At 68.4% G+C, this 23,745-nt stretch carries 25 protein-coding genes, 1 tRNA gene and 1 pseudogene; 13 read left to right on the top strand and 14 right to left on the bottom strand.

Annotated elements, in window-relative coordinates; genetic code table 11:
- Positions 1–190: 190 nt before the first annotated feature.
- Positions 191–264, top strand: a tRNA-Lys gene (locus ACFWBD_RS31385).
- Positions 265–732: 468 nt separating this feature from the next.
- On the opposite strand, the gene ACFWBD_RS31380 is transcribed toward ACFWBD_RS31385, so the two are convergent.
- From ACFWBD_RS31380 to ACFWBD_RS31360, 5 genes are all read right to left on the bottom strand, one after another.
- On the bottom strand, positions 733–1,392 hold the full coding sequence (locus ACFWBD_RS31380) for a class F sortase (RefSeq protein WP_385674144.1): 660 nt from the start codon (positions 1,390–1,392) through the stop codon (positions 733–735).
- Positions 1,393–1,394: 2 nt separating this feature from the next.
- Positions 1,395–2,018 carry a hypothetical protein gene (locus tag ACFWBD_RS31375; protein WP_385674141.1) on the bottom strand — a complete coding sequence of 208 codons (624 nt, stop codon included), beginning with the start codon at positions 2,016–2,018 and terminating at the stop codon, positions 1,395–1,397.
- Between the two features lie 104 nt (positions 2,019–2,122).
- The gene (locus ACFWBD_RS31370; protein ID WP_351764414.1) at positions 2,123–2,902 is read right to left on the bottom strand and encodes an HAD-IIA family hydrolase; all 780 of its coding nucleotides are present in this window, start codon (positions 2,900–2,902) and stop codon (positions 2,123–2,125) included.
- 166 nt (positions 2,903–3,068) lie between these two features.
- The gene (locus tag ACFWBD_RS31365; RefSeq protein WP_385674186.1) at positions 3,069–4,019 is read right to left on the bottom strand and encodes a hypothetical protein; all 951 of its coding nucleotides are present in this window, start codon (positions 4,017–4,019) and stop codon (positions 3,069–3,071) included.
- A 78-nt stretch (positions 4,020–4,097) separates the two neighbouring features.
- The gene (locus ACFWBD_RS31360) at positions 4,098–5,294 is read right to left on the bottom strand and encodes an ROK family protein (RefSeq protein WP_385674137.1); all 1,197 of its coding nucleotides are present in this window, start codon (positions 5,292–5,294) and stop codon (positions 4,098–4,100) included.
- Positions 5,295–5,350: 56 nt separating this feature from the next.
- Between ACFWBD_RS31360 and ACFWBD_RS31355 the strand changes: the two genes are divergently transcribed.
- Together ACFWBD_RS31355 and ACFWBD_RS31350 are read left to right on the top strand one after the other, a co-directional pair.
- Positions 5,351–6,490, top strand: a complete 1,140-nt coding sequence (locus tag ACFWBD_RS31355; protein ID WP_385674134.1) for a Gfo/Idh/MocA family oxidoreductase — start codon at positions 5,351–5,353, stop codon at positions 6,488–6,490.
- 14 nt (positions 6,491–6,504) lie between these two features.
- Positions 6,505–6,999: a heme-degrading domain-containing protein gene (locus ACFWBD_RS31350; protein WP_385674131.1), complete on the top strand. Its 495-nt coding sequence runs from the start codon at positions 6,505–6,507 to the stop codon at positions 6,997–6,999.
- A gap of 94 nt (positions 7,000–7,093) precedes the next feature.
- Here ACFWBD_RS31350 and ACFWBD_RS31345 read toward each other — a convergent pair whose 3' ends face one another.
- The 4 genes from ACFWBD_RS31345 to ACFWBD_RS31330 all read right to left on the bottom strand — a co-directional run bounded on the left by ACFWBD_RS31345 (position 7,094) and on the right by ACFWBD_RS31330 (position 10,112).
- Complete coding sequence (locus ACFWBD_RS31345) at positions 7,094–7,951, bottom strand: fumarylacetoacetate hydrolase family protein (RefSeq protein ID WP_385674128.1); 858 nt, start codon at positions 7,949–7,951, stop codon at positions 7,094–7,096.
- A 166-nt stretch (positions 7,952–8,117) separates the two neighbouring features.
- Entirely contained in the window at positions 8,118–8,819 is a 702-nt protein-coding gene (locus ACFWBD_RS31340) for a YidC/Oxa1 family membrane protein insertase (RefSeq protein ID WP_385674125.1), read from the bottom strand.
- A 96-nt stretch (positions 8,820–8,915) separates the two neighbouring features.
- Positions 8,916–9,227: a DUF6412 domain-containing protein gene (locus tag ACFWBD_RS31335; protein WP_385674122.1), complete on the bottom strand. Its 312-nt coding sequence runs from the start codon at positions 9,225–9,227 to the stop codon at positions 8,916–8,918.
- 84 nt (positions 9,228–9,311) lie between these two features.
- Entirely contained in the window at positions 9,312–10,112 is an 801-nt protein-coding gene (locus ACFWBD_RS31330) for a class E sortase (RefSeq protein ID WP_385674119.1), read from the bottom strand.
- A 321-nt stretch (positions 10,113–10,433) separates the two neighbouring features.
- Between ACFWBD_RS31330 and ACFWBD_RS31325 the strand changes: the two genes are divergently transcribed.
- A complete protein-coding gene (locus ACFWBD_RS31325; RefSeq protein ID WP_385674116.1) occupies positions 10,434–11,909 on the top strand; it encodes a beta-1,6-galactanase in 1,476 nt (491 codons plus the stop codon).
- A 133-nt stretch (positions 11,910–12,042) separates the two neighbouring features.
- Complete coding sequence (locus ACFWBD_RS31320) at positions 12,043–13,071, top strand: SEC-C domain-containing protein (protein ID WP_385674113.1); 1,029 nt, start codon at positions 12,043–12,045, stop codon at positions 13,069–13,071.
- Between the two features lie 105 nt (positions 13,072–13,176).
- On the opposite strand, the gene ACFWBD_RS31315 is transcribed toward ACFWBD_RS31320, so the two are convergent.
- Positions 13,177–14,292 carry a YDG/SRA domain-containing protein gene (locus tag ACFWBD_RS31315; RefSeq protein ID WP_385674110.1) on the bottom strand — a complete coding sequence of 372 codons (1,116 nt, stop codon included), beginning with the start codon at positions 14,290–14,292 and terminating at the stop codon, positions 13,177–13,179.
- A gap of 297 nt (positions 14,293–14,589) precedes the next feature.
- Between ACFWBD_RS31315 and ACFWBD_RS31310 the strand changes: the two genes are divergently transcribed.
- A complete protein-coding gene (locus tag ACFWBD_RS31310) occupies positions 14,590–17,616 on the top strand; it encodes a DUF3427 domain-containing protein (protein WP_385674183.1) in 3,027 nt (1,008 codons plus the stop codon).
- 4 nt (positions 17,617–17,620) lie between these two features.
- Here the strand turns inward: ACFWBD_RS31310 and ACFWBD_RS31305 are convergent, their stop codons facing one another.
- Positions 17,621–18,265, bottom strand: coding sequence for an ATP-binding protein (locus tag ACFWBD_RS31305; protein WP_385674107.1), 645 nt, complete (start codon positions 18,263–18,265; stop codon positions 17,621–17,623).
- Positions 18,266–18,480: 215 nt separating this feature from the next.
- Between ACFWBD_RS31305 and ACFWBD_RS31300 the strand changes: the two genes are divergently transcribed.
- Positions 18,481–19,329, top strand: a complete 849-nt coding sequence (locus ACFWBD_RS31300; RefSeq protein ID WP_385674104.1) for a helix-turn-helix domain-containing protein — start codon at positions 18,481–18,483, stop codon at positions 19,327–19,329.
- Positions 19,326–19,538 carry a DUF397 domain-containing protein gene (locus ACFWBD_RS31295; protein WP_385674101.1) on the top strand — a complete coding sequence of 71 codons (213 nt, stop codon included), beginning with the start codon at positions 19,326–19,328 and terminating at the stop codon, positions 19,536–19,538. Before ACFWBD_RS31300 ends, ACFWBD_RS31295 begins: the two co-directional genes overlap by 4 nt.
- Before the next feature lie 29 nt (positions 19,539–19,567).
- Here the strand turns inward: ACFWBD_RS31295 and ACFWBD_RS31290 are convergent, their stop codons facing one another.
- From ACFWBD_RS31290 to ACFWBD_RS31280, 3 genes are read right to left on the bottom strand one after another with little or no spacing between them, the layout of a single operon-like run.
- Positions 19,568–20,419, bottom strand: a complete 852-nt coding sequence (locus ACFWBD_RS31290) for a helix-turn-helix domain-containing protein (RefSeq protein ID WP_385674098.1) — start codon at positions 20,417–20,419, stop codon at positions 19,568–19,570.
- Between the two features lie 23 nt (positions 20,420–20,442).
- Positions 20,443–20,976: a DUF6879 family protein gene (locus ACFWBD_RS31285; RefSeq protein WP_385674096.1), complete on the bottom strand. Its 534-nt coding sequence runs from the start codon at positions 20,974–20,976 to the stop codon at positions 20,443–20,445.
- Positions 20,951–21,208, bottom strand: coding sequence for a hypothetical protein (locus tag ACFWBD_RS31280; protein WP_385674093.1), 258 nt, complete (start codon positions 21,206–21,208; stop codon positions 20,951–20,953). The genes ACFWBD_RS31285 and ACFWBD_RS31280 overlap by 26 nt, the downstream gene beginning before the upstream one ends.
- A gap of 246 nt (positions 21,209–21,454) precedes the next feature.
- Here ACFWBD_RS31280 and ACFWBD_RS31275 point away from each other — a divergent pair, with 246 nt between their 5' ends.
- The 5 genes and pseudogenes from ACFWBD_RS31275 to ACFWBD_RS31255 form a co-directional block, all read left to right on the top strand.
- Positions 21,455–21,949 (top strand): hypothetical protein, encoded by a 495-nt coding sequence (locus ACFWBD_RS31275; RefSeq protein ID WP_385674090.1) that lies wholly within the window; start codon positions 21,455–21,457, stop codon positions 21,947–21,949.
- 31 nt (positions 21,950–21,980) lie between these two features.
- Positions 21,981–22,421 carry a hypothetical protein gene (locus tag ACFWBD_RS31270; protein ID WP_385674087.1) on the top strand — a complete coding sequence of 147 codons (441 nt, stop codon included), beginning with the start codon at positions 21,981–21,983 and terminating at the stop codon, positions 22,419–22,421.
- A gap of 79 nt (positions 22,422–22,500) precedes the next feature.
- Positions 22,501–22,905, top strand: a complete 405-nt coding sequence (locus tag ACFWBD_RS31265; protein ID WP_385674084.1) for a hypothetical protein — start codon at positions 22,501–22,503, stop codon at positions 22,903–22,905.
- A gap of 31 nt (positions 22,906–22,936) precedes the next feature.
- Positions 22,937–23,533 (top strand): hypothetical protein, encoded by a 597-nt coding sequence (locus tag ACFWBD_RS31260; RefSeq protein ID WP_385674081.1) that lies wholly within the window; start codon positions 22,937–22,939, stop codon positions 23,531–23,533.
- A 25-nt stretch (positions 23,534–23,558) separates the two neighbouring features.
- A pseudogene (locus ACFWBD_RS31255) lies at positions 23,559–23,735 on the top strand (short-chain dehydrogenase); the annotation flags it as partial.
- Positions 23,736–23,745: the final 10 nt, after the last annotated feature.

Genomic DNA, 23,745 nt, shown 5'->3' with positions numbered 1-23,745 from the left:
TTCCCCTCACACTCCAGCTGGAAATGTCCGCGACTGTGCACGTTCGCCAGTTTCTCAACTGTCTTCCCGCCGCGCATGCTGACGGTCCGAATGATGTACACGACACCCGCCCGGCCCAGTGGCGCGGCGGCCCGGCGGCCGGGTGGTCCGGGACACCCCCGGGGGTCCTGTAGAGTTCTCACGTCAGCAGGCGCCGCTAGCTCAGTTGGTTAGAGCAGCTGACTCTTAATCAGCGGGTCCGGGGTTCGAGTCCCTGGCGGCGCACAGACACCGAAGGCCCTTCGCGAAAGCGAGGGGCCTTCGCTCGTATGCGCGCACACGGCGGCGCGCACACGGCGGCGCGCACACGGGCGGGTGTACACACGGGCGGGTGTACACACGGCGGGCTGTCGTGTCCGCCCGTCCCGTAACTCCCCCTGCTCAATCCCGACATAAGACCCGCGTCGCACACGAGAGTGCCGGAAAACGGTCGCCACCGCCGTCCACGGGGTAGGTGAACCTCACAGCCTCCCGCGCCGGTCCCCGGGCTACTCCCGCAGCCCGGGCGCGCGCGGTCGAGGACCGGCCCGGTCGGCGGTTTCGGGGGAGCGGGCCGTCGACCGGGCCGGGTGCCGTCGGACCGGTGCCGTCGGGCCGGGTGACGTCGGGTCGGTGCCGCCGGACCGGTGCCGTCGGACCGGTGCCGTCGGACCGGTGCCGTCGGGCCGGTGCCGTCGGACCGGTGCCGTCGGGTCAGACGCCCGTGCCCGTCAGATACGCCGACACGATCACGTTCGCCGTATAGCTGCGGCTCACCCGGTCGAAGGTGCCGCCGCAGGTGATCAGGCGCAGTTCGGCGCGGTCCGGCTGCCGGGGGCCGTAGGCCCGCCGGGCGTCGAAGCGGTCGCGCTGGACCACCTCGACGTCGTCGACGGTGAACTCGGCGACCTTCCCGTCGTCGCGGACCACCCGTACCGTCTCGCCGGCCTTGATCGTGCTGAGCTTGTAGAAGACGGCGGGCCTGGTCTCGGTGTCGACGTGCCCGACCAGCAGGGCCGTGCCCCGCTCGCCGGGTTCCGCACCGTCGGCGTACCAGCCGACGACGCCCGCCTGGTCGAAGGGCGGTGGATCGATGCCCCCCTCGGTGTCCAGTCCGCGGGCGACGACCGGGGCCTGCACACCCAGGTCGGGAATGTCGATGCGTTGCGGCAACGCCTGCCCCAACGGCTTCGCGGCGGGCGGGAGTTCGGCATCCGGCGGGCGGCCGACCGCGGCCATGTCACCGGTGGCCGGGGCGGATATGCCGTGCCGTACGTCGGTCACCTCGCGCCCCCACAGCCACAGCCCGAGCAGCAGCACCGCCCAGGCCAGACCGGTGAGGAAGCGGCCGGAAGAGCGTTCGCGGTCGGACATGCTCAATCCGCCCTGCGTCTGCGGTGCACCCCGCGGAACACGACGGCGGCCGCGGCGACGCCCGCGAGCACCAGCCCGACGACCGCCTGCACGGTGCCGGGACCGTCCACCCGCGCCTCCTCGACGGCGGCGAGCGGGGCGAGGGGAGCCAGCGGGGCGGTGCCGCCGCCGCCGGCGTGCACCGGGGCGACGGGAGAGGCGGGCGTGGACGGCCCGTACGGCTCCGCCGACTCGAAGTCCGACGACCGCGACGCCTGCGACGACTCGGCGGACGACGAGGCGACGACCTTGAGGTGGCCCTTCACCTTGAAGTCGACGCAGGTGATCTGTACGTCGTAGGTGCCCGCCCCGATCGAGGAGCGGACCCGGGTGTCGCCGACGAGCGTGCCGCCCGCGTCGGCGAGCTGCGCGTCCGCGACGAAGGCGTCCGAGACCGCGGTGGCCGTTCTGCCGCCGCAGCCGCTGACCTTCAGCGTGACCTCGGCGCCGGGTGCGGGCGTGGACGGCGTGATCGAGACGCTGCCGCCCTTGTCCCCGCCGCCTTCACCCGAGGCGTACGCCGTCGGGATGAGCACCGCGGCGGTGACCGCGACTCCTGCACAGACAGTGATTTTCAGTGAACCCATCGTGAACCTCCAGCTGGTTGGAGACTCCCCCGCCGGGACCCGACGCGCATCCCCAGGCGGGGCATCAGTGCTCCGTACGAGTGGCTCACGCCGTGTTACGGGTTTCAGATCCGGTCGACGAGATCCGCGATCGAGTCCACGATCTTCGACGGGCGGTACGGGAAGTTCTCGACCTGCTCGGGCCGGGTCAGACCGGTGAGCACCAGGAACGTCTGCATGCCGGCCTCCATGCCCGCGAGGACGTCGGTGTCCATGCGGTCGCCGATCATCGCGCTGCTCTCGGAGTGGGCGCCGATGGCGTTCAGGCCGGTGCGCATCATCAGCGGGTTGGGCTTGCCCGCGAAGTACGGGTTCTTGCCGGTCGCCTTGGTGATCAGCGCGGCGACGGCTCCGGTGGCCGGGAGCGCGCCCTCGGCGGAGGGGCCGGTCTCGTCCGGGTTGGTGCAGATGAACCGGGCGCCGTCGTTGATGAGCCGGACGGCCTTCGTCATCGCCTCGAACGAGTAGGTGCGGGTCTCGCCGAGGACGACGTAGTCGGGCTCGTGGTCGGTGAGGATGTACCCGATGTCGTGCAGCGCGGTGGTCAGACCGGCCTCGCCGATGACGTACGCCGTGCCCTCGGGCCGCTGGTCGTCCAGGAACTGGGCGGTGGCCATCGCCGAGGTCCAGATGTTCTCGATCGGCACGTCCAGGCCCATGCGCCGCAGCCTGGCGTGCAGGTCGCGCGGGGTGTAGATCGAGTTGTTGGTCAGGACCAGGAACGGCTTGCCCGAGTCGCGCAGCTTCTTCAGGAAGGCGTCGGCGCCGGGGATCGGTACGCCCTCGTGGATGAGCACACCGTCCATGTCGGTGAGCCACGACTCGATGGGCTTGCGGTCTGCCATGTGCGGGATCTCCCTGCCGTACGCGAACGCGAGTACGCGGTTGCCGCGCCTGTACGCGGTGCTGTCTCTGCACGCGGTTGCTGCGTGCGCCCCAGCCTAAGCACAGGCCCGATCTTGAGGGAATGCCCGGTGGTGAGGCGTCCACCGGCTGGGACGCGGCCTCGGTTCAACGGCGTCGCCGGGCCAGTCGGCGGGCCAGCAGCAGGACCGTCCCGGCGGCGAGGAGACAGACGGTGCCGCCGACGAGAACGGCGGGTGAGCCGAGGCCGGTACGGGCGAGTTCCTCGGCCTCGTCGGCGAGGGAGAGCCGGCCGGTGTCCGCGGCGGAGGCGTCCGGCGCGGGAGTGGGGGCGAGGGGGGGAACGGGGGCCGCGGTGGCGGTGGCGGCGTGGGTGGTACCGGGGGTGGGGGCGGCCGGGTCGAGGCCGGGGGTGGTCTCGCGGGCGGTCTCGGGGGTGGTCTCGGGGGTGGTCTCGCGGGTGGTCTCGCGGGTGGTCTCGCGGTCGGGGGCCGTACCGGTCTCGACGGCGAAACGGTAGTCGTTCGACTGTCCGATCCAGTCGCCGTCGTCGCCGTGCCGCTGGACGACCGCCGCGTTGGCGGTGACGTCGTTGGGCGCGGTGTCCGAGGTGAGGGCGAGGCGCAGCTTGACGGTGAGGGTCCGGCCGGGGCCCACGGTGAAACCGGGGAAGCGGTCGGTGCCGTCGGCCTGCCCGTCCGGCTGCCCCTCGGTCTCTTGGGCGGTGGGCCCGTCGGTGAAGGCTCCGACCAGTTCGTCGTCGTCGGTGGGTTCGAAGCGGACCGGGTGCGGTTGGCCGTCGGCGTAGAACTCCAGGCGCGCCTGGGACGGCTTCAGGGTGCGTCCGGCGTCGACCAGGACGACGACCGGGTGGATCCCGTCGCAGGTGAGGCGGGTGGTGTTGGTGAGGTCGAGATACCAGATGCCGTATCCGCCCCCGGCCCGGTAGGAAACCGGGCCCCCGTGCAGCCGGGTGGTGAGGGGGAAGCCGGCGCCGTCGGGACCGGCGCAACTCGGGCCGGCTTCCGCGTGGGCGGGCGCGGGGAGGAGGGCGGCGGCCACGGCGAGGCAGAGGGAGACAGGCGGGCACAGTCGCATGAACACGTGAGCCTGCACGGAGGAACCCGGCGGGCGGGAACGGCACACCGTACGACCGTACGAATCCCCTCGTTCGGCTCAGCCGTCTCCTCGGCCGAACACCGGGGCCAGCAGCAGTTGGGCCGCGCCCTCCGCGACGCCTCGGGCTCCGCCGGGGGCGAGGCGTACCGGTACGGCGCCCTCCCGCGAACCCTCGCGGCGGGCGTGGGCGTCGAGGACGGTGGCCACTCCCCTTACGAACGGCTCCGGCGCGGCCGCGATCGTGCGGCCGCCCAGCAGCACGGCGTCGATGTCGAGCAGGCCGGCCAGGTTCGCGGCGCCCTCGCCGAGCACCCGCGCCGCCTCGGCCAGGTCCCCCCGGGCGATGGCCGCGAGGCACAGCGCCTCGACGCAGCCCCGGTTGCCGCAGGGGCAGGGCGGCCCGTCCAGCTGGATGACCTGGTGGCCGAACTCCCCCGCGCCGGTGCGGGCGCCCCGGTGCACGGTCCCGCCGATCACCAGGCCGGCGCCGAGGCCCGTACCGAGGTGCAGGCAGGCGAAGGAGCCGCGTTCGCCGCCGACGGCGAGGCCGAGCGCGGCGGCGTTGGTGTCCTTGTCGACGACCACCGGCACCCCGAGCCGCGCCGCCAGCACGTCCCGCAACGAAAACCCGTCCCACTCGGGAAAGCCGGTGACCCGGTGCAGCACCCCGCGGGCGTGATCGAGGGGCCCGGGAAGCACCACCCCGACCCCGAGCAACGTCGACGCGACACCCCCGCCACCGGGCCCCGCGGCGGGGGCCGTTTCCCCGAGGACCTGTGTCACCTCGCGCACCACCGCGCCCAGTACCGCCTCCGCCCCCGCACCGAGTGACAGCGGGACGCACCGCTCGCCCACCACGCGCCCGTCGAGGTCGGCCAGCACCACCCTCAGCTCGTCCCGGTCGAGGTGGACGCCGATCGCGTGGCCGGCCTCGGGGACCAGCCGCAGGACCGTGCGTGGCTTGCCGCCGGTCGACGCGCGGTGACCGGCCTCCGCCGCGAGTCCCTCCTCCCGCAGCCGGGCGGTGATCTTGCTGACCGCCTGCGGGGTGAGACCGGTGCGCTCGGCGAGCTCCAGCCGGCTGATGCCGTCGGGCCCGGCGGTGCGCAGCAGGTCGAGCACGAGCGCGGTGTTGTGGCTGCGCGGGGCGAGCAGGTTCACACCTGCCGTACGCCCCGTCGGGCGGCCTGTCGTACGACCTGTCGTGCGGCCCGTCGCGGGGTCCGGGCGGCCTCCGCCGTTCGTCCTGTTCACCCCGCCATTCTCTCCCGCGCTTGCACTTTAGCAACAGCGTTGCCAAAGTGGTTCGCATGACTGGACGCACAACTGGCGAGACCGACTCCGACACCCGCGCCGGCACCGGGACCCGCACCGGCCCGGCCTCCCCTCCGCTCCGCGTGGGCCTGATCGGCTACGGCCTCGCGGGCTCCGTGTTCCACGCCCCGCTGATCGCCGCGACCGAGGGCCTCGTCCTCGACACGGTGGTCACCTCGAACCCCGAGCGGCAGGAGCAGGCCCGCGCCGAGTTCCCGGACGTACGCGTCGCCGCCACCCCCGACGACCTCCTCGCCCGGGCCGGCGAACTGGACCTGGTCGTCATCGCGTCCCCGAACAAGACGCACGTCCCGCTCGCGACCGCCGCGCTGAAGGCCGGCCTGCCGGTCGTCGTCGACAAGCCCGTCGCCGGCACCGCGGCCGAGGCGCGGGAGCTGGCCGGCCTCGCCGAGGAGCGCGGTCTGCTGCTGTCCGTCTTCCAGAACCGCCGCTGGGACAACGACTTCCTGACCCTCCGCAAGCTGCTCGACGAAGGCGGACTGGGCGACGTGTGGCGCTTCGAGTCCCGGTTCGAGCGGTGGCGGCCGCTGCCGAAGGGGGGCTGGCGGGAGTCCGGCGACCCGGCAGAGATCGGAGGTCTCCTCTACGACCTCGGCAGTCACCTCGTCGACCAGGCGCTGGTGCTGTTCGGCCCGGTGGTCTCCGTCCACGCCGAGGCGGACGTCCGCCGGCCCGGCGCGGAGACCGACGACGACACCTTCATCGCGCTGACGCACGCGAGCGGCGTCCGCTCCCACCTCTACGCCTCCGCGACGACGTCCCAGCTCGGCCCGCGCTTCAGGGTGCTGGGCTCGAAGGCGGGCTATGTGAAGTACGGCCTGGACCCCCAGGAGGCGGCCCTGCGCGAGGGCGACCGGCCCGACGGCACTCCCGGCTGGGGCACCGAGCCGGCGGAGCTGTGGGGCCGCGTCGGCGCCGGGGAATCGCCGCTGACCGGCGGCGGACGAGCCGAACAGACCCTCCCCGGCGACTACCCGGCCTACTACGCTGCGGTGGCCAGGGCACTGATCGACGGCGGCCCCAATCCGGTGACCGCCGCCGAGGCGGCCGCCGCCCTGGACGTACTGGAGGCGGCCCGCCGTTCGGCACGAGACAAGGTGGCGGTGACGCTGTGATGGGAACCCACCAGATGACCCCGAAGTTCACCCCGGAGATCACTCCGACCCTGGAGGAGCTCCAGGCGCAGGAACGACGGCTGATCTTCCGCCGGTTCACGAACGACGACGCGTGGGAGCTCGGCTCCCTGCTGGTGGAGCTGGCCCGCGAGCGCCAGGCGCCGGTCGCCGTCGACATCCACCGGGCCGGCCAGCAGCTCTTCCACGCCGCCCTGCCCGGTTCGACGCCCGACAACGACGCCTGGATCGCCCGCAAGCGCCGGGTGGTGGAGCGCTTCGGCGCCTCCTCCTACCTGGTGGGCTCCCGCTTCCGCGCCAAGGGCACGACGTTCGAGGACTCCTCCCGCCTGGACCCCGACGAGTACGCGGCGCACGGCGGCTCCTTCCCCGTCAACGTGGAGGGCGTGGGCATCATCGGCGCGGTGACGGTGTCGGGCCTGCCCCAACTGGATGACCACCGCTTCGTGGTGGAGGTACTGGAACAGTTCCTGGAGAAGTACCTGGGCTGAAGCGCGCCCGAAGGGGCGCGGGGAACTGCGCGACCAGCCACGGACCGGCCCGCAGCCGACAGCCGACCTCGGTTCCCCGCCCCCGGCGGAGCGCTTACGCGTCCTTGAACTCCTGGCGCTGGCGTCCGAGCCCGGCGATCTCCAGCTCCACCACGTCCCCGGCCCGCAGGTACGGCTTGGGCTCCGGCCGGCCCATGGCGACACCGGCGGGCGTCCCGGTGTTGAGGACGTCCCCCGGGTACAGGGTCATGAACTGACTGACGTACCGGACGACCTCCCCCACCGGGAAGATCTGCTCACCCGTGGTCCCGTCCTGTTTCAACTCGCCGTTGACCCAGAGCTTCAGGGAGAGGTCCTGCGGGTCGGCGATCTCGTCGGCCGTCACCAGCCACGGGCCCAGCGGATTGAACGTCTCGCAGTTCTTCCCCTTGTCCCAGGTCCCGCCCCGCTCGATCTGGAACTCCCGCTCCGACACGTCGTGCGCGACGGCGTAGCCCGCGACATGCGCGAGCCCTTCCTCCGCCGACCCCAGGTAGCGGGCCGTGCGCCCGATCACGACCGCCAGCTCCACCTCCCAGTCGGTCTTGACGGACCGGCGCGGCACGAGAACGGTGTCGTGGGGACCCACGACCGTGTCCGCCGCCTTGAAGAAGACGACGGGCTCGGCGGGCGGCTCGGCCCCGATCTCCCGGGCGTGGTCGTGGTAGTTCAGCCCGATGCACACGATCTTGCCGATCCGGGCCAGCGGCGGTCCGATCCGCAGCCCGGTCGCGTCCAGCACCGGCAGTTCCCCGGACTCGGCGGCCTCCCGGACCCGGCCGAGCGCCACGTCGTCGGCGAGCAGCGCCCCGTCGATGTCCGGGACGAGCCCGGAGAGGTCCCGCAGGACCCCCTCGGGGTCGAACAGCGCGGGCCGCTCCGTTCCCGCCGTACCGACTCGCAGCAGCTTCATGGTCACTTCTCCCTCGATCGCGGGGCACCCACCCGACGGGTGCAGCCATCGGAGGACTGGTCGATCCTCCAAGCTCGCCTTTCGGTCCGCAAGCCCCCGTTCACGGACTGGACCGTCATCTGTCCGGGACGGTCACCCGTTCAGGACCCTCACCGGTGCAGGACGGTCACCGGTACAGGACCGCCCGTTCGAGCGCGCTCCAGGTCGTGCTCGTGATCACGTACAGCGCGGCGGCCAGCGGTACGACGGCCACGGTGACCAGCGTGAAGAAGGACAGGAACGGCATGACCTTGGCGATCGCGCCGACCCCGGGCACCTCCTCAGCGCCACCGATCCGGGGCAGCGGCACCCGCTTCGCCCGGACGAAGTTGAAGGAGGCGACGGCCGCGACGACGGCGAACAGCCCCAGGTAGACCAGTCCGGCCGCGCCGAACACCCCGCCCCCGGCCAGCGCGTCGGTCCAGCGGTCACCGAGGGGCGCGGCGAACAGCCGGTGTCCGAGCAGGCCGTTGCCCCCGCCGCCGATCGAGGAGCTGGAGAAGAGGTGGTAGAGCAGGAAGAAGGCCGGTATCTGGCAGAGGCTGGGCAGCAGTCCGGACAGCGGCGACACCTTCTCCTCGGCGTGCAGTTCCAGCACCGCCCGCTGGAGCTTCTCGGGGTTCCTGGCGTGCTTCCTGCGCAGTTCGGCGATCCTCGGCTGCAACGCCGTACGGGCCTTCTGGCCGCGGGCGGCCGCGCGGGACAAGGGGTGCACGAGGAGTCGTACGAGTGCGGTGAACAGGACGATCGCGGCGGCCGCGGCGGAGGCGCCGAACAGCGGGTCGAGCAGGTCGGCGAGCCGCTCGACCAGGGTGGCGAAAACGGACATGGGTGGGGAGCCCTCCGGGGGTCTCGTCGTGCCGGGGAAACGGGATGGCGGCATGACGACCCGCGTGGGTCACCCACGTGACGGTGGAGAGCGGCCCTACGCGACGGTCGTCGGGAGGGCGTGGCCGGGCGCCCTGGGGCGGGGGCGGCCGGAGGCGTCGGGGTCGCGTTGCGGCAGGAAGGCCGTACGGCGGGCCCGGTCCCTGATGGCCGTACGCACCCGGGTGGGCGGGACGGCGGGGGCGCTGCGCGCCGCGACCAGGGTGCAGACGGCCAGCGCGGAGCCGGCCGCGGCGGTCGCGGCGAGCGCGACGGCGGCGGAGAGGCTGCCGGCGTCGAGGAGCACGACGTCGACGAAGAGGAGGAAGAGCACGAGGGCGGGACGCGGAACGAACCGACTACGGATCACGCTCTCCCCCTCTCGCTTCTCTCGCCGACTCCTGCGTCGGTTATACCTGACCGGCCCCGATCGGCTCCAGCAGCCTCTTCGGCTCTACCCCCGGGGCCCGGTCGCGACGAGCTTGCCCCAAACGACCAGGCGGTACCGGGAGGTGTACTCGGGCGTGCAGGTGGTGAGGGTGAGATAGCGGCCGGGGGCGTCGTAACCGTGGGCGGGCCGGGTGAGGGAACGGGGCACGGGCCGGATGACGCCCGAGTCGCGGGGTGAGGTCTGCGGCAGGATCTTGTCGACGAGGTAGGTGTAGGTCGCGTTCCGGGTCTCCACCTCCACCTTGTCGCCCTTCCGCAGGCGGTCGAGATACCGGAAGGGCTCACCGTGGGTGTTGCGGTGCCCGGCGACCGCGAAGTTGCCGTCCTGACCCGGCTGTTGGGTGCCGGCGTAGTGGCCGACGTACCCCTTGTTGAGCACGTTCTGCTTGCTGGTGCCCTCGGCGACGGGGACGCGGAGATCGAGCCGGGGGATGCGGAGCACGGCGTAGGCCTGGGAGGTGCGCGGGGTGGTGGACGACGAGTTCGTCCCGCCCTGCCCGGTGCCGCCGTCGGCCGCCGAGGGCGCACCCTCCGCCCCGGCGTCAGAGCCACCGCCCCCGGGTTCGCCGTCACCGGCACCCGTGGCGTCACCGGTATCCGTGACGGCTCCCCACTCCCGCTCCAGCGCCTCCACCCTCCGCTCGGCGCCGCCCTTGGCCTCCCGGTTGGTCCACCACAGTTGATGCGCGACGAGAAGCAGCACCAACACCCCTGCCGTGACGAGGAGTTCGGCGCCGCTCCAGAGCACCCGCCGGTACCGGGCGCGCCGCCGCCGGGTGCTGTGCTGTACGAGGGGAATCCGCACGCGGGCACGATAGGCGGAGGGGGGCCAGGTCTCCAGACCGTTCGCCCCCTCGAACCCTCCCCCGCCCTTTCTCCACAGGTTCGAGAAAGGGCTGTCAGAACTCTCGACAACACCACGGGCCGCACCCGATGCTTCGTGACGCACTGAGCACTGAAGTGCTGACGCACGGACGTACTGAAGTGCCGAGCACGGACGTACTGAGCACGGACGCACTGACGCACGCACCGGTGCACTGCCGCACACACACCCGTGCACCGACGCACCCGAAGACGCCGGTTGGGACGACCGGCGGTCGATCGTTGTCATCGAAGCGGAGAAGTCATGATCCGACGCAGGACACTGCTGGCGGCCACGGGCGGCGCGCTCTTCGGAAGCGCCCTCGCGACGGGCACCGCCCACGCCGACGCGACGATTTCCGTCAACCCGTCTACGACGTACGGCACGTGGGAAGGCTGGGGCACCTCCCTCGCCTGGTGGGCGAATGTCTTCGGCGCCCGGGACGACTTCGCCGACATCTTCTTCACGACCAACTCGGTGTCCTACAACGGCAAGACCCTCCCCGGCCTCGGTCTCAACATCGCCCGTTACAACCTGGGCGCGTGCAGCTGGAACACGGTCAGCGGATCGAGCATGGTGGCCTCCGCCAACATCCCGGCGTTCAAGCAGATCGAGGGCTTCTGGCAGGACTGGAACAACGAGGACCCCACCTCCTCGGCCTGGGACTGGACGGCGGACGCGGCCCAGCGCGCGATGCTCCAGAAGGCGACGGCACGCGGCGCCACGACCGAGCTCTTCGCCAACTCGCCGATGTGGTGGATGTGTTCGAACCACAACCCCTCCGGCGCCTCGGGCGGCGGCAACAACCTCCAGACCTGGAACTACCGCCAGCACGCCTCCCACCTGGCGGCGGTCGCGCTGTACGCGAAGTCGAACTGGGGCGTGAACTTCGCGACGGTCGATCCCTTCAACGAGCCGTCCTCGTCCTGGTGGACGGCGACCGGCACGCAGGAGGGCTGCCACATGGACGCGACCGTCCAGTCGGCCGTACTGCCCTACATGCGCAGCGAGTTGGACAAGCGCGGTCTGACGGCGACGAAGATCTCGGCGTCGGACGAGACGAGCTACGACCTCGCCCGCACCACGTGGAACTCCTTCTCGTCGACGACGAAGGGGTACGTGAACCGGGTCAACGTCCACGGCTACCAGGGCTCGGGCGGCCGCCGCGACCTGCTCTACACCGACGTCGTGACGACGGCCGGCAAGGCGTTGTGGAACTCGGAGACGGGCGACAACGACGGCACCGGCCTGTCGATGGCGAGCAACCTGCTCTACGACTTCCGCTGGCTGCACCCGACGGCCTGGGTCTACTGGCAGGTCATGGACCCGTCGACGAACTGGGCGATGATCGCGTACGACGCGAGCACGCTGGCGGCGGGCGCGGTCACCACGAAGTACTACGTGATGGCTCAGTTCAGCCGGCACATCCGCCCCGGCATGACGATCCTCGACACGGGCGTGAGCTACGCGGTGGCGGCGATCGACAAGACGGCGAAGCGGCTGGTGATCGTGGCCGCGAACACCTCCACCTCGGCCCAGACCCTGACCTTCGATCTCTCCCGTTTCACGACGGTGACGGGTGGCTCGTCCGGCCTGGTCCCCCGCTGGAACACCGTGACGAGCGGATCGGGCGACCTCTACACGGCCCGCTCGGACACCTACCTGAGCGGCAAGACGATCAGCGTGCCGTTCGCGGCGGGCGCGGTACAGACGCTCCAGGTGGACGGGGTGACGATCTAGGTACCGCCGGGCACGGCCTGATGCTGCCTGATCGACAACGCCGTCCGGCCCCTGACCAACTCGGGGAGCTGATCTGCGCCTCTGGCCAGCAGATATCTCTCTTTCGTCACCGGGCGGCGCTACGGTGTCAACCATGCGCCCCGACACGCCTGCCGAGAACGTCGACCACACCGCCGAAGCGGCACGCCTGGAGCGGACCGCCGGCCTCTATCCCGAGGACGCGGAAGCCCTGCTGTTGCAGGCCGCGGCCCACCTGGAACTGGCCGGCGACCGCCCCGCCGCGACGACCTTGTACGACCGCCTCCTGTCCTCCGCGGAGGGTCCGGAAAACCTGGACAGCCCCCACCTGGTCCGCGCCCTGAAGGCCGCCAACCTGTGGGAGTACGGCCACGAGGCCGAGGCCCGAGCCATCATCGACGGCATCCGGGCCGCGGCCCCCCGCGACCCGGCCCCCTGGGTGATCATCGCGGAGTCGCTGGAAGCCCACGACGAGCTGGAGGCGGCGCAGAAGACGTTCACGGAGGGCGTGACCCTGCTCCTGGCGGACGTCCCCGAGCCCCCGCCGCACGCCTCCCACCCGCTGCTCTTCGGCCGCCATCGGGTACGCCGGATGCTGGGCGCGGCCCACGACGACTGGGACGTCCTGGCCGACACCCTCCACTCCTCCCCCGTCTCCCTGGACGAGCTCCACGACCCCAAGCGCGTCTGGTCCCTGGGCTCGGACAACCCCGCGGAACTGGAGGCGGAGATCTCCCGCCTCCGCGCCGAGCTGGGCGCGTTCCGCGAGGAGCTGTCCCGCCCGTTCCCGGTGGCCGTCCTGCACTGGCCGGCGAGCGAACTGGCGGAACTGATCGCCGCATACCCGTCCCTGGCGGAGGAGTACCCCTCCCACGAGGAGCACTTGACCGGCATAGAGGCGTCCCTGCGCGAACTGTCCGCCTCGGGCACGGCCAACCTCGGCATCGTGACCGGCACAGTCCCGTCCTACGAGGCCTTCGCAGCCTCGGAAGCCACGTCCCCGACCGACACGGACCTGCTACCGCAGTACGCGACGACACTGGCAGCCCGGGGACGGGCCGTGAGGTGGCCTCCGGAGCGGGGGGCGCGGTGCTGGTGCGGGTCGGGGAACACGTACTCGGCGTGCCACGGGGCGGAGGCGTAGACGAGGGCGCCCTGTCTCACAGTCCGGGACAGCCACGATGATTCGACCCGCCCTCTGCGGCCGCCAAACCTGCACCCCACTGGCGGCCGCCCGGCGGGAATAGCGTTAGAAACGCTGGTCTGGGTTCCCCCGGCGAGCAATGCTCATGACCTGTGGATCGGGGCTCGGGGAGCGCGCGAAGGGCGTACCTTCCCGAGTGATCGATTGAAGGTCACCGAGTAGGCCGACGCTGCGAATCCCCCGGCTCTCCCACCACTCTCTGTGATAGCGAATGTAGTCCGGATGCACCCGATGCCAGCCCTTGGTCTTGAGCTTCGGCAACATCGGCGCCCCGAACATCGCCGCACGCACGACGATTGACCAATCCTCGTCTACAACCACCGCACCAACATCCAGTCGCACATGACAGTTGGGGCAGACGCAAAGAATATTCGGCTCAACGTCAGGCCCGTTGTGAGGATCTCCCAGGGGCCTGACATGCGCACCCTGGCTGTGAGGCTCACCATCCGGCCCAAGCAAGTGAAGCCCACAGAGCTGACACTCTCCGCGATAGAGGTTCTTCACTCGCCGAGATGTTGCGACACTGCGCATGTAGCGCTTAACCGATACGGTCCGCACTTCCGGAAAGATCTCCTCAGCCTCTTCGGCTTGGAGCTCCTCCACCTTGTCAAGCATCTCGGCAACACGCCGTTCTACTGGCGTGAGCGCTTGGTGCAAATTAGGCAGTCGCTCCAGGTCAAACTGGCAGATCTTGATCTCGGAACCATCGAGAGCAGGCCACTTCGAGACGCCTGTACGAATGGCCGTAATCTCGAATATACCGTCATACCGATAACCTTTAGGCGGCGAGTAGCGCTCATCGCCCTCATAGCCACGTATGACGCGAATCGGATATTTGCGCTCATAGCTGCGCTTGAGGGCGGCGTTATCCACATACGACCACGATTGGCTGCAAAGCAGCTTGCCGGTATCGGGATCACGATCCCTACCCTTCGACGCGCCCGTGTACTTCATGGTCGTCCAACGGTCGTCATCATCCACGTACCCACCGTTGAGAACGATCGCATCGGCGACTGGTAAGCCATCCTGGTCATCCTTGAGCCAGGAGATGCCCCTTTGGTTGGTTTGATGGAGCTTGGCGCCCATCACCTCGCGTCGGCTTCCGAAGTGGTCGCCCACAACGACACCCTCAACGTTCCCGATCACCCGTTTGATTTCCACGAGCCCATACTGGACCGACCTCGATCGATCCAGCCAACTAAATAATCAAATCAGCAAAGTTGGGGCATGCGATCGCGCCGTACCCGCCCCCGTATCTGTCCGTGTCAGTGCCCTCTGTTACACATAGGGCAGCTGTCCAAGTGAGCGGGGGAAGCCGACGTGATCAAGCCAGAAGAACCTTCGGGGCCCTCCGCAGGCCTGTACGAGGAGCTCATCACACTGCGGTTCGAACGGCAGTTGAAGGAGCTCACCAGCCTCGGTTGGCATCCCGTGAGTGAGGCAGTGGGGCCAGGATCGATGCCTCATGTTTTGTCACGGCATGTGGCAGAAACGGTCCGTAAGGTCCTCCAGAACCTTCCGGCAGAGGAGCGTGTCTACGCCGCGAACCACATCCTTGAGTCCATCAGCACGCTGGATGGAGCACAAGAGTGGGTGGACCTCGTAGCCGACGGCCCTCGCCAACTCCTCGCAATCACTAGGCAAGAAGCCCCGGGCGTCTTTGCCGTGCGGCCAGGCATCCCACTCTCCGACACTGCGCTCATCACCAACTCCCCTGAGGATCCGAGCCTCGGCTTTGAGCTGCGCGCCGAACTCGCCACCGCTGACCACGTCGACCTACTCTGTGCCTTCGTCAAGTGGCATGGCTTGCGTATCCTCGAGCAGTCGCTGAGGGCCGCACGCGAACGAGACGTGCCGATACGGGTCATCACGACCACCTACATCGGCGCAACCGAGCAACGTGCTCTGGATCGGCTGGTGAAGGACTTCAACGCCGAGGTCAAGGTCAACTACGAGACTCGATCGACGCGACTACATGCCAAGGCTTGGCTCTTCCGCCGCGCAAGCGGCTACGACACGGCCTATGTCGGCAGCTCGAACCTGTCGAAGGCAGCGCTACTCGACGGCCTGGAGTGGAATGTACGACTGTCGTCTGTCGCCACGCCTGACGTGCTGCGCAAGTTCGAGGCCACCTTTGAGGCTTACTGGAGTGATCCGTCTTTCGAGTCATACGACCCTCAAGCTGACGGCGCCCGTCTCCAAGAGGCGTTGGCGATCGCAGGCGGCACATCTTCGACCGTCGCCGCCGACCGCGGGATCACGCTGTCCGGCCTTGAAGTACGGCCATATCCGCACCAGCGCGACATGTTGGAGCGACTAGAGGTCGAGCGCGAGGTACACGGCAGGCACCGAAATCTGCTCGTGGCAGCTACCGGTACAGGCAAGACGGTCATGGCAGCGCTCGACTATAAGCAGCTTCGCAAGAAGCACGGTGGTCGCGACCTGCGCCTACTGTTCGTCGCTCACCGCAAAGAGATCCTTCAGCAGTCTCTTCGCACATACCAGGACGTCCTGGTAGACCCCAACTTTGGTGAGTCCTTCCATAGCGGCGAGCTCCCGGAGCGCTGGAATCATGTGTTCGCCAGCGTGCAGTCATTGAATGCGCGGGCCCTCGATCGACTCTCCTCTGATCACTTCGATGTCATCGTGATCGACGAGTTTCACCATGGCACCTCACCGACGTATAAAAAGATCCTCGACCACTTCGAACCATTGGAGCTTCTGGGTCTCACCGCTACACCAGAGCGTATGGATGGCAAGAACATCCAGGACGAGTTCTTCGAGGGCCGTATCGCTGCCGAGATGCGGCTGTGGGAGGCACTCGAGAATGATCTCCTCAGCCCGTTCCACTACTTTGGGATCAGCGACAACACCGACCTGAGCACAGTGGAGTGGAAGCGTGGGGCGTACGACCCCAGCGCGTTGAGCAACAAGCTATCGAGTGACGTGAGGCGCGCAGGGCTTGTCGTAAAGGCTGTCACAGAGAAGGTCGCTGAGCCGGGCACTATGCGGGCACTCGGGTTCTGCGTGTCGGTGCTACACGCCAACTTCATGGCGGAGTCCTTCTGCACAGCCGGCCTCAACGCCATCGCGCTGTCCGGCGAGACCCCTGCTGGCGAGCGCAAGCAGGCGCTCGCCGACCTGAGGTCGGGAACCCTACAGGTGATCTTTTCGGTCGACCTCTTCAACGAGGGGCTCGACATTCCGGACGTAGACACACTGCTGCTGCTCCGTCCCACCTCCAGCGCCACCGTATTCCTGCAACAGCTTGGCCGTGGACTCCGTCGCACTGAGGACAAGGCCGTGCTCACAGTGCTCGACTTCATCGGGCAACACCGCAAGGAATTCCGCTTCGAGAATCAGTTTCGAGCGCTCACGAACCTGACCCGCAAACGCCTGCTGGACAACATCGAGTACGACTTTCCTCAGCTACCGTCCGGCTGCCAGATCATCCTTGAGGAGAAGGCGAAGAAGACCATCATCGCCAATATCAAGGAGCAGATCGGCGTCAATGTCACGGCCTTGGCACGCGAAGTCTCTGACTATGCAGAGTCAGCACTAAGCCGCTACCTGGAAGAGAGCGGCCGTGAGCTCAAAGAACTTTATCGAGGAAACGGAAACTCCTGGACAGGACTGCTCCGCCGCTCGGGTCTACTCAAGGGCGAAGCAGCCGAAGGTGAAGCAGCCCTCCTCAAACGTGTCTCCTCCTTCCTCCACGTGGATGATCCGCTGAGGGTGGCCGCCTACAGCCGCATGCTGGAGGACGGTGCCCCCTCCTACAGCGAGCTCGACGAACAAGGGCAGGCCTACGCCCGCATGCTCTTCTTCCAGCTGTGGCCACTCGGCGGCTTGACACGGAAAGGGTTCGCGCACTACGACGCCGGGTTCGCGACACTGCGCACACAACCTGCCGTGTGCAGTGAGTTGCGGCAAGTGCTGGCGTACAACCTTGCCCACACCGAACACGTACCGATCCCACTCTTGGGAATTGGCGGCCAATCAGGGATCCCGCTGACCGTGCACGCTTCATACACTCGCGAGGAAATCCTTCCGGCTCTTGGGCAGTCATTTATCGGCGGTTTCATGCCGGCAGACTTTCGCGAGGGGGTGAAGTGGTGCGAGTCCATCAAAACCGATGCTCTGCTGATCACCCTGGACAAGGACGAGAAAGATTTCTCTCCGCAGACTCGCTACCACGACTACGCTCTGAGCGAGACGCTCTTCCACTGGGAGTCACAGAACCAGACATCAGAGACGTCTCCTACTGGTCTGCGCTATCAGCATCACGCTGCGGGTGGCAGCCACGTGCTGCTGTTCGTACGCCGCTACAAGAACACAGACATCGGCAGCGCTCAGCCTTGGATGCTGCTGGGCCCTGCTGAGTACGTGGAGCACAAGGGAAGCAAGCCGATGGCCATCACTTGGCAACTAGAGGAGACAATCCCGGCTGACGTTTGGACGTACTCAGCAATCGCAACCGGGTGATGCATCACGGCGATTCGTCCACGACGTCGAACTCTGCTTCGAAGCGCATCTGTGCTCGATCCAGGGCCTCATCCGCGTCATGGCCATGCACTCGGAGCCAGTGCAGGAGGTCCGCCATGGCATCAACCACCATGGATTCCGCCACCGCCGCCCCAAGCCGACTCAACTCGTTAGCGCTCGAGCACGGCGCCATTTCGTACGCGGCAGATACGTTCTCGGCTCTCGCGACTCGAAGGCTCGTGCAGAGGCTGCCTGCTGCACTCAGGCCAGTGGCGAGCTCACACCACGTCACCTTCTTGTCAGCATGTAGCTGAACGCCCCACCGGTCGGCGATGGCGTCCACTAGTGCCATGCCGCGCCCTGACTCCGCTTCAGCGTTCGCGTCGAGGAGGGTGGGCAACGCCCGTGCGTCGGGGTCGTGGACTTCGATGCGCAGATGCACGCCGCTCATCGAGACCGCGAGCGTGGCCGGCGTCCCCGGGCCTACGTGGGTGATGACGTTGGACACGAGCTCGCTCATGCAGAGCTGGGCGTCGTCGATGACTTCCGGTAGGCCCCAGATGCCCAGATGCAGCCGCATGATCCGGCGCAGGGCTGCCACCTCTCTCGGCTCGGCGGTGAAGGCGAGGTCCCACGGTTTGCGCGTCATGCATGCGTACTGACCCATGAGAGGCCCTTTCGTCGCAGGTGACACCCCATGGGGACACACAGCGTCACAGGGAATCACGATGAGTTGCGTCGCCTCAGAGTGCAGCCGGCGAATCCCTTCGTGCAATGTGCACGGCGAGAATCCCACTTCCGAGTGATTGGCAAGCGTGCCTCTTGGCCTGAGACTGAACGTCCGCTATCTAAAACGGGGTTGATATGGCCGGATCACCAACGGCACGCCGTCGCCGTCTCTCGATCGAGTTGAAGAAGCTCCGGGAACAGTCGTCGCTGACCTGTGCCCAGGTGGGCACTGGTCTCGACTGGAGCGGTTCCAAGGTCAACCGTATGGAGACGGGCAGCGGCCGGGTCCAGCCGTCGGACATCGACGCCCTCTGCCGGTTCTACGGCACCAGTGAGGAACTACGCGAGTTCCTCAAGTCGCTCGCCCGGCAGGCGAAGATGCGCGGCTGGTGGCAGGTCCACGGCGCAGGTGTTCCGGAGTGGTTCAACATCTACATCGGCCTGGAGCAGGAGGCTTCCACCTTCCGTCAGTACCAGTGCGAGTTGGTGCCGGGCCTCATGCAGATCCACGCCTACGCCTCCGAACTGCACAGGACCGGCGCGCACATGTCCGCCGAGGACATCGACAGGGCCGTACACGTTCGGATGGAGCGTCAAGCCCTGCTCGCACGGTCGGACGCACCCGAAGCCTGGTTCATCGTGAACGAAGGTGCTCTGCGCAACGTCATCGGGGACCGTGCGCTGATGCGCGAGCAGATCGAACACGTCCTTGACGTCGTACAGTTGCCCGCCGTCACACTTCAGGTCCTCCCCTTCGACTCCGGCACCTACCCGGCCACAGGCTCCTTCACCATGCTGGGATTCCCCGCGCCGGAAGACCCCGATCTCGTCTACCGCGACGGAATCACCGATGCCGTCTACTTGGAGGGCGAGCATCATGTTCGTGAGTACACCCGAGCGTTCGACGGTCTGCGGGCCGCGGCCCTGAGCCCTCAGCGTTCGACCCACCTGATCGAAACGGTCCTGAAGGAATTCGCGACGTGAGCATTGCAGTGCCCGACAGGAAGAGCCGCCCGGCGTGGTTCACGTCGTCGTACAGCAACGGGGCGGGGGGAGAGTGCGTCGAGTGCGCGCTGACCGATGACGGCACGCTGGTGCGCGACTCGAAGAGTGCCGGGGGGCCCGAGATCACCGTACGAAGCGGGGCCTGGCTCTCCTTCATACGTGCCGTGAAGCACGCCACCGAGGACTGACGGCGCCTGAAGCAAGTCCCGTTGCCGGGTTACTGGAGCGCCTCGATCGCCTTCAGTATCAGCGCTCGGGCTTCCGCGCCGTACACGGCCATGCTGCGCAACCGCTCGAAAGCCTTGATGTACAGGGCGATCTCCGACGGCTGGGTGATGTTCACCTCGGCGGAGATCAGTTCGACGGACACGAGGGTGTCGTCGTGCACGTCAAAGGTCTCCTGCGGCCAGAGGGTCCGTTCGCGGGTCGACATCGGGATGACGCCGAGGGACACCGCCGGGAGCGCCCCGGCGGTCAACAGGTAGCCGAGTTGCGCCGCCATCGCGTCCGCGTTGCCGAGTCGGTAGTACAGCACGGCCTCTTCGACGACCATCACGAAGCGGTGGCCGGGCTCGTGGATGATCCGGGAGCGCTGGAGTCGTGCCGCCGCGGCTTCGGCCGCGTCGTCCGGGATGCCGAGGAGATGAGCGTTGGTGCTCAGCAGCGCCCGCGCGTAGCCCTCTGTCTGCAGCAGCCCGGGCACCAAGGCCGGGGAGTACGTGCGCAGTAGGTCCGTTGCCCGGTACAGCTCTACGTAACTGTCCTGGAGCTTGCGAAGTCCCGCACGCACACGTTGCCGCCACTCGCGGTAGAGGGACTCCGCGTCCTGCGAGGCCGCGATCAGATCCTCGGCCTGGTCCTCGACGCCGGTCGCACCGCACCACGCGCGGATGTCCGCCGGGGACGGGGGCGTCCGGGCGTTTTCGATCCGGGACGTCTTGGCGTGGTGCCAACGGCACTGCGAGGCCAGCTCGGTGACCGTGAGGCCGGCGTTTCTCCTCAGGTCGCGCAATCGTCGCGCCACGTTCTCGCGTGCGGCCTGGGCGGAGGAGGACGGGGAGATGGACATGAGCTGGCCGAGGACGCTTTCTGTCAGTGGATCTCGTAGTCGTCGTGCGGGACGGCGCGCTCCCATACTGCCTCGAAGGCGTCCGAACACTGCTTGGCGAGGTCCGGATCCGTGCGCAGTTCGTTGGGAGTGCCACTCCAATCGCCGTTGCCCGCGAAGTGGTTGAAGAGCACTTGTGCGTCGTCGAAGATCCACAGGTCGGCGCCGGGCAGCATCAGGTCGGCCGCGTGCCGACGGGGCAGCCAGCGCACCCGCTCACCCGCCCGCACGTTGACGACGGTTCCGGCGTGCTCGTAGCGGATGTAGTCGGTGACCGGCTCGGACACGATGCGGGCCCGTCGTACGACTACCCCACGGGCCACCGCTCGGGAGATCAGGTCCACCCAGGGCGCCCAGTACTCCGAACTGGGATCGGCGTCCCGCCTGCCGGTGCGCAGCCAGTTGTCGTAGTCGTCCGCTTCATCACCGACCGCGTACTGGTCACGCATTTCGAGGTGTACGGCGGAGTGCTGCGCGGCCTCCATCAGCTCGTCAAAGCTGGGTACGTTCTGCGACATCGCAGGCCTCCCGCAGGATCGGCACCAGGCGTGCAGGGATGCGCACCACCGTCTCGTGTTCGGGGATGCCCTTGGCGTGGCCCGGTGCCGGGTTCTCCACGCACTGGGCTCGCGTCGGCTCGTCCGCCGTGTAGCTCTGGATCACGATGTCAGAGGTCTCCAGGTCAACCCACGCTGTGGGTGACCCGTTCTTTCCCGTGTCCGGGTCGACCCCGATGAACCGTAAGCGCATGGCTGCCTCCGTGTCGGTCCTGTGCGCCGATGTGCACCACATTTCTCGACTTCGAGGCGCCCGGTCAAGGTCACAAAGCAGCCAGACATCGTATTTGAGACTGAGTGCACATCTATGCACATTGGTGGTCGTGCAGCCTGCCTCGGTCCTAGCTTCGGCAAGGTGACCTTCGAGACGAGAACTCGGGCTCTACAACCCGCCCCACCAGACACAGGGATTCCCGTCCACACCCGCGCCGTCCGCGAGTTGGCAACTGCCTACTGGCTGCTGTCGGCTCACCCCGTACCCGGCAGCGCGGCGACGGAGTGGACGGAGCGGGGCATCGCGCTGCTGCCCCTCGGCACCCTCATGTCGGCCGTACGGCTGCCGCAGGACCTCGTGCGCGCCGTGGCCGACCGCTATGGGCGCGAAGACGTCGACTCGTTTCTCGAGGAGGTCCTGGACGGTGGTCCGGTCATCTGCGATCCGCAGGGGGATCGGGCTCGGTACTACGCTCTCGTCCCCGCCGGCATGCCCACCAGGTGGCGCATGGCCGTCATGGAATGGCGCGCGCTGGGCGTGAAATGCCTGGGCCTCGGCTCCTATGTCGGCGTACCGAGACCGCAGTCCGTGTCCCTCGAACCCGGTACGTGGAAATCCTATTGGGCCGTGCCCATGCCCTCGGCGGGCGAACTGTGCCGCCCCCTCGACGTCGCTCGGCTCGTCGCCGCCGGAAGGCAGCTGACGGGCGATGAGCAGTGAAAGCAAGTTCCCACTCGAAGGAGCTCACCCCATGGCCCCCACCACCGTCACCACTCGGATCCGCACCGGCCGCTCCCTCGTCACCGGCGTGGAGTTCGAGACTCTCGCCTCGTTCTGCGCCGACGAGTACGGCCTGGAACGCTGTGTCGCCGACCGGGTCGTCGACCAGGCACTCGCGCTCGTCTTCGTCATGGGGTCGAGCGGTGAGGGCGTGAGCATGGCGCCGTCGCAGCAGGTGGATCCCGGATGGCACACGCTCATTCTGCACACCGGGTGGTACGCCGACTGGTGCGAGCGCAGCTTCGGCTACTTCCTGCACCACCAGCCGAACTCCAAGGTCCGCACACGCGGGCTCATGGTCGACGTCGTCGGCAGGATCCGGGCCGCGGGCTTCGACGTCGACGAACGGCTGTGGGGTACGGCCGCCGAGTGCAACCCGCCCGCCTGCTGCGGCGACGGCCCCTGCTGCTGAACACCGCCTCCCCTCTCATGCGGGTCGGTCGTCTCCACGGCCGGCCCGCCCTTCGCCGTGTCAGAACGGACTCCTGCCCGTGTCCCTTACCGTGCTGACCGCTACCGGCCGCGTCACCGTCTTCCCCCTGGAAGGCCTCAGCGTCGCTTACACCACCCACTCCGGCGACGCCCGCGGTCTCGGCGACATCGGGCTCGTCACGGTCGTCGACGAGCAGGGTGACGGCGACGAACTGTGGCACCTGGCGCGCAGCCTGGGCGGTCGCCTCAACGGTGGCGACCAGGCCCGATGGATCCTCACCCAGGCAAGTCGCGCCCGGGTCGTCATGGCGTACACGGACCTGCCGGACATCTCGTGGACGGCGTACATCCGTCGGCACGTCGAGCTCGGGATGCTCTTCGCCAATCACGAATCCTTGATGACCGGCCGGATCACCATGCGAGCGGCAGGCGCCCGAGCCCGGGATGTCAATGGCAGCCCATAAGGTGCACGAACGTCTCGGAGGAGGAGGTTCCGTGGGGTTCTCGGGGCACTTGGTCTTCGCTCGTGGTGAGCGTTCGCTGCTGGAAGCGCCGGTGTTCAACGGTGTCGATGAGGAGGTGAAGGGCGCCGTGCATGCGTGGCCGTCCAGGCCTGGCGGTTGGCAGACCCTTCAGCTCGATCACGGCCTGTGGGAGGACAACGACTTGAGCGCCCTGGTCGAGTCGACCGGAGCGCCGGCCTGCGTCGCCGAGGTCTCCGACAGTGACATCGCCCTGGTGACCGGGTCGGGAACCGATGGGCAACGCTGGCAGGCGTGGCTCAACCTGGACCTGGCGGCGCCGCTCCTCGTGGAGGAGCCCGAGGATGTGGACGACACCAGCCTGTGGGCGGTCTCGCCCGAGTTCGACGACGCCGTGCGCCGCAAGCGCGCGGAGCTGGAGATGAACGTTCCGGCCGACGCCCGAGGTGCTCTTGCGTGGGCTGCGGCGGCCTGCGTCCCGGCCGGAGCGGAGCAGCCCCGGATCGAGGAACTGCTGCGCTCCCACGAGACCTTCGTCGAGGACCTCTTCAGCGTCCTGCTGGACGAGTTGGGCTTTCCCCAGGCCCCCGACGCGTCACCAGAGCCGTAGGAGACGGCTTCTCCGGGGGCCCGGGTTCCCGGCCATGCGGATCAACGCCGTGGAGCCGGGCTTCACGCGGACCGACCTCAACGGGAACACCGGCGTCCAGAGCGTCGAGGAGGGCGCCGAGATCATCGTCCGGATGGCGCGGGTGGGCCCCGACGGTCCGACCGGCGGGTACCTCGACGCGGCGAGGACACTGCCCTGGTAGCCCGAGACTC

Source organism: Streptomyces sp. NPDC060002 (assembly GCF_042737245.1).
In the GTDB taxonomy this organism is placed as follows: Bacteria; Actinomycetota; Actinomycetes; order Streptomycetales; family Streptomycetaceae; genus Streptomyces.
Note: the sequence above shows the minus strand (reverse complement) of the source record. Positions and strands in the feature narration are given on the sequence as shown.

What these genes read in the sequence shown, in the direction of transcription:
- ACFWBD_RS31375 (WP_385674141.1), bottom strand. Translation starts at nt 2,018, where the DNA reads ATGGGTTCACTGAAAATCACTGTCTGTGCAGGAGTCGCGGTCACCGCC.
- ACFWBD_RS31285 (WP_385674096.1), bottom strand. Translation starts at nt 20,976, where the DNA reads ATGTCGCAGAACGTACCCAGCTTTGACGAGCTGATGGAGGCCGCGCAG.
- ACFWBD_RS31325 (WP_385674116.1), top strand. Translation starts at nt 10,434, where the DNA reads ATGATCCGACGCAGGACACTGCTGGCGGCCACGGGCGGCGCGCTCTTC.
- ACFWBD_RS31310 (WP_385674183.1), top strand. Translation starts at nt 14,590, where the DNA reads ATGCCTCATGTTTTGTCACGGCATGTGGCAGAAACGGTCCGTAAGGTC.
- ACFWBD_RS31300 (WP_385674104.1), top strand. Translation starts at nt 18,481, where the DNA reads ATGGCCGGATCACCAACGGCACGCCGTCGCCGTCTCTCGATCGAGTTG.
- ACFWBD_RS31280 (WP_385674093.1), bottom strand. Translation starts at nt 21,208, where the DNA reads ATGCGCTTACGGTTCATCGGGGTCGACCCGGACACGGGAAAGAACGGG.
- ACFWBD_RS31350 (WP_385674131.1), top strand. Translation starts at nt 6,505, where the DNA reads ATGACCCCGAAGTTCACCCCGGAGATCACTCCGACCCTGGAGGAGCTC.
- ACFWBD_RS31380 (WP_385674144.1), bottom strand. Translation starts at nt 1,392, where the DNA reads ATGTCCGACCGCGAACGCTCTTCCGGCCGCTTCCTCACCGGTCTGGCC.
- ACFWBD_RS31345 (WP_385674128.1), bottom strand. Translation starts at nt 7,951, where the DNA reads ATGAAGCTGCTGCGAGTCGGTACGGCGGGAACGGAGCGGCCCGCGCTG.
- ACFWBD_RS31370 (WP_351764414.1), bottom strand. Translation starts at nt 2,902, where the DNA reads ATGGCAGACCGCAAGCCCATCGAGTCGTGGCTCACCGACATGGACGGT.
- ACFWBD_RS31320 (WP_385674113.1), top strand. Translation starts at nt 12,043, where the DNA reads ATGCGCCCCGACACGCCTGCCGAGAACGTCGACCACACCGCCGAAGCG.
- ACFWBD_RS31270 (WP_385674087.1), top strand. Translation starts at nt 21,981, where the DNA reads ATGGCCCCCACCACCGTCACCACTCGGATCCGCACCGGCCGCTCCCTC.
- ACFWBD_RS31305 (WP_385674107.1), bottom strand. Translation starts at nt 18,265, where the DNA reads ATGACGCGCAAACCGTGGGACCTCGCCTTCACCGCCGAGCCGAGAGAG.
- ACFWBD_RS31340 (WP_385674125.1), bottom strand. Translation starts at nt 8,819, where the DNA reads ATGTCCGTTTTCGCCACCCTGGTCGAGCGGCTCGCCGACCTGCTCGAC.
- ACFWBD_RS31365 (WP_385674186.1), bottom strand. Translation starts at nt 4,019, where the DNA reads ATGCGACTGTGCCCGCCTGTCTCCCTCTGCCTCGCCGTGGCCGCCGCC.
- ACFWBD_RS31355 (WP_385674134.1), top strand. Translation starts at nt 5,351, where the DNA reads ATGACTGGACGCACAACTGGCGAGACCGACTCCGACACCCGCGCCGGC.
- ACFWBD_RS31290 (WP_385674098.1), bottom strand. Translation starts at nt 20,419, where the DNA reads ATGTCCATCTCCCCGTCCTCCTCCGCCCAGGCCGCACGCGAGAACGTG.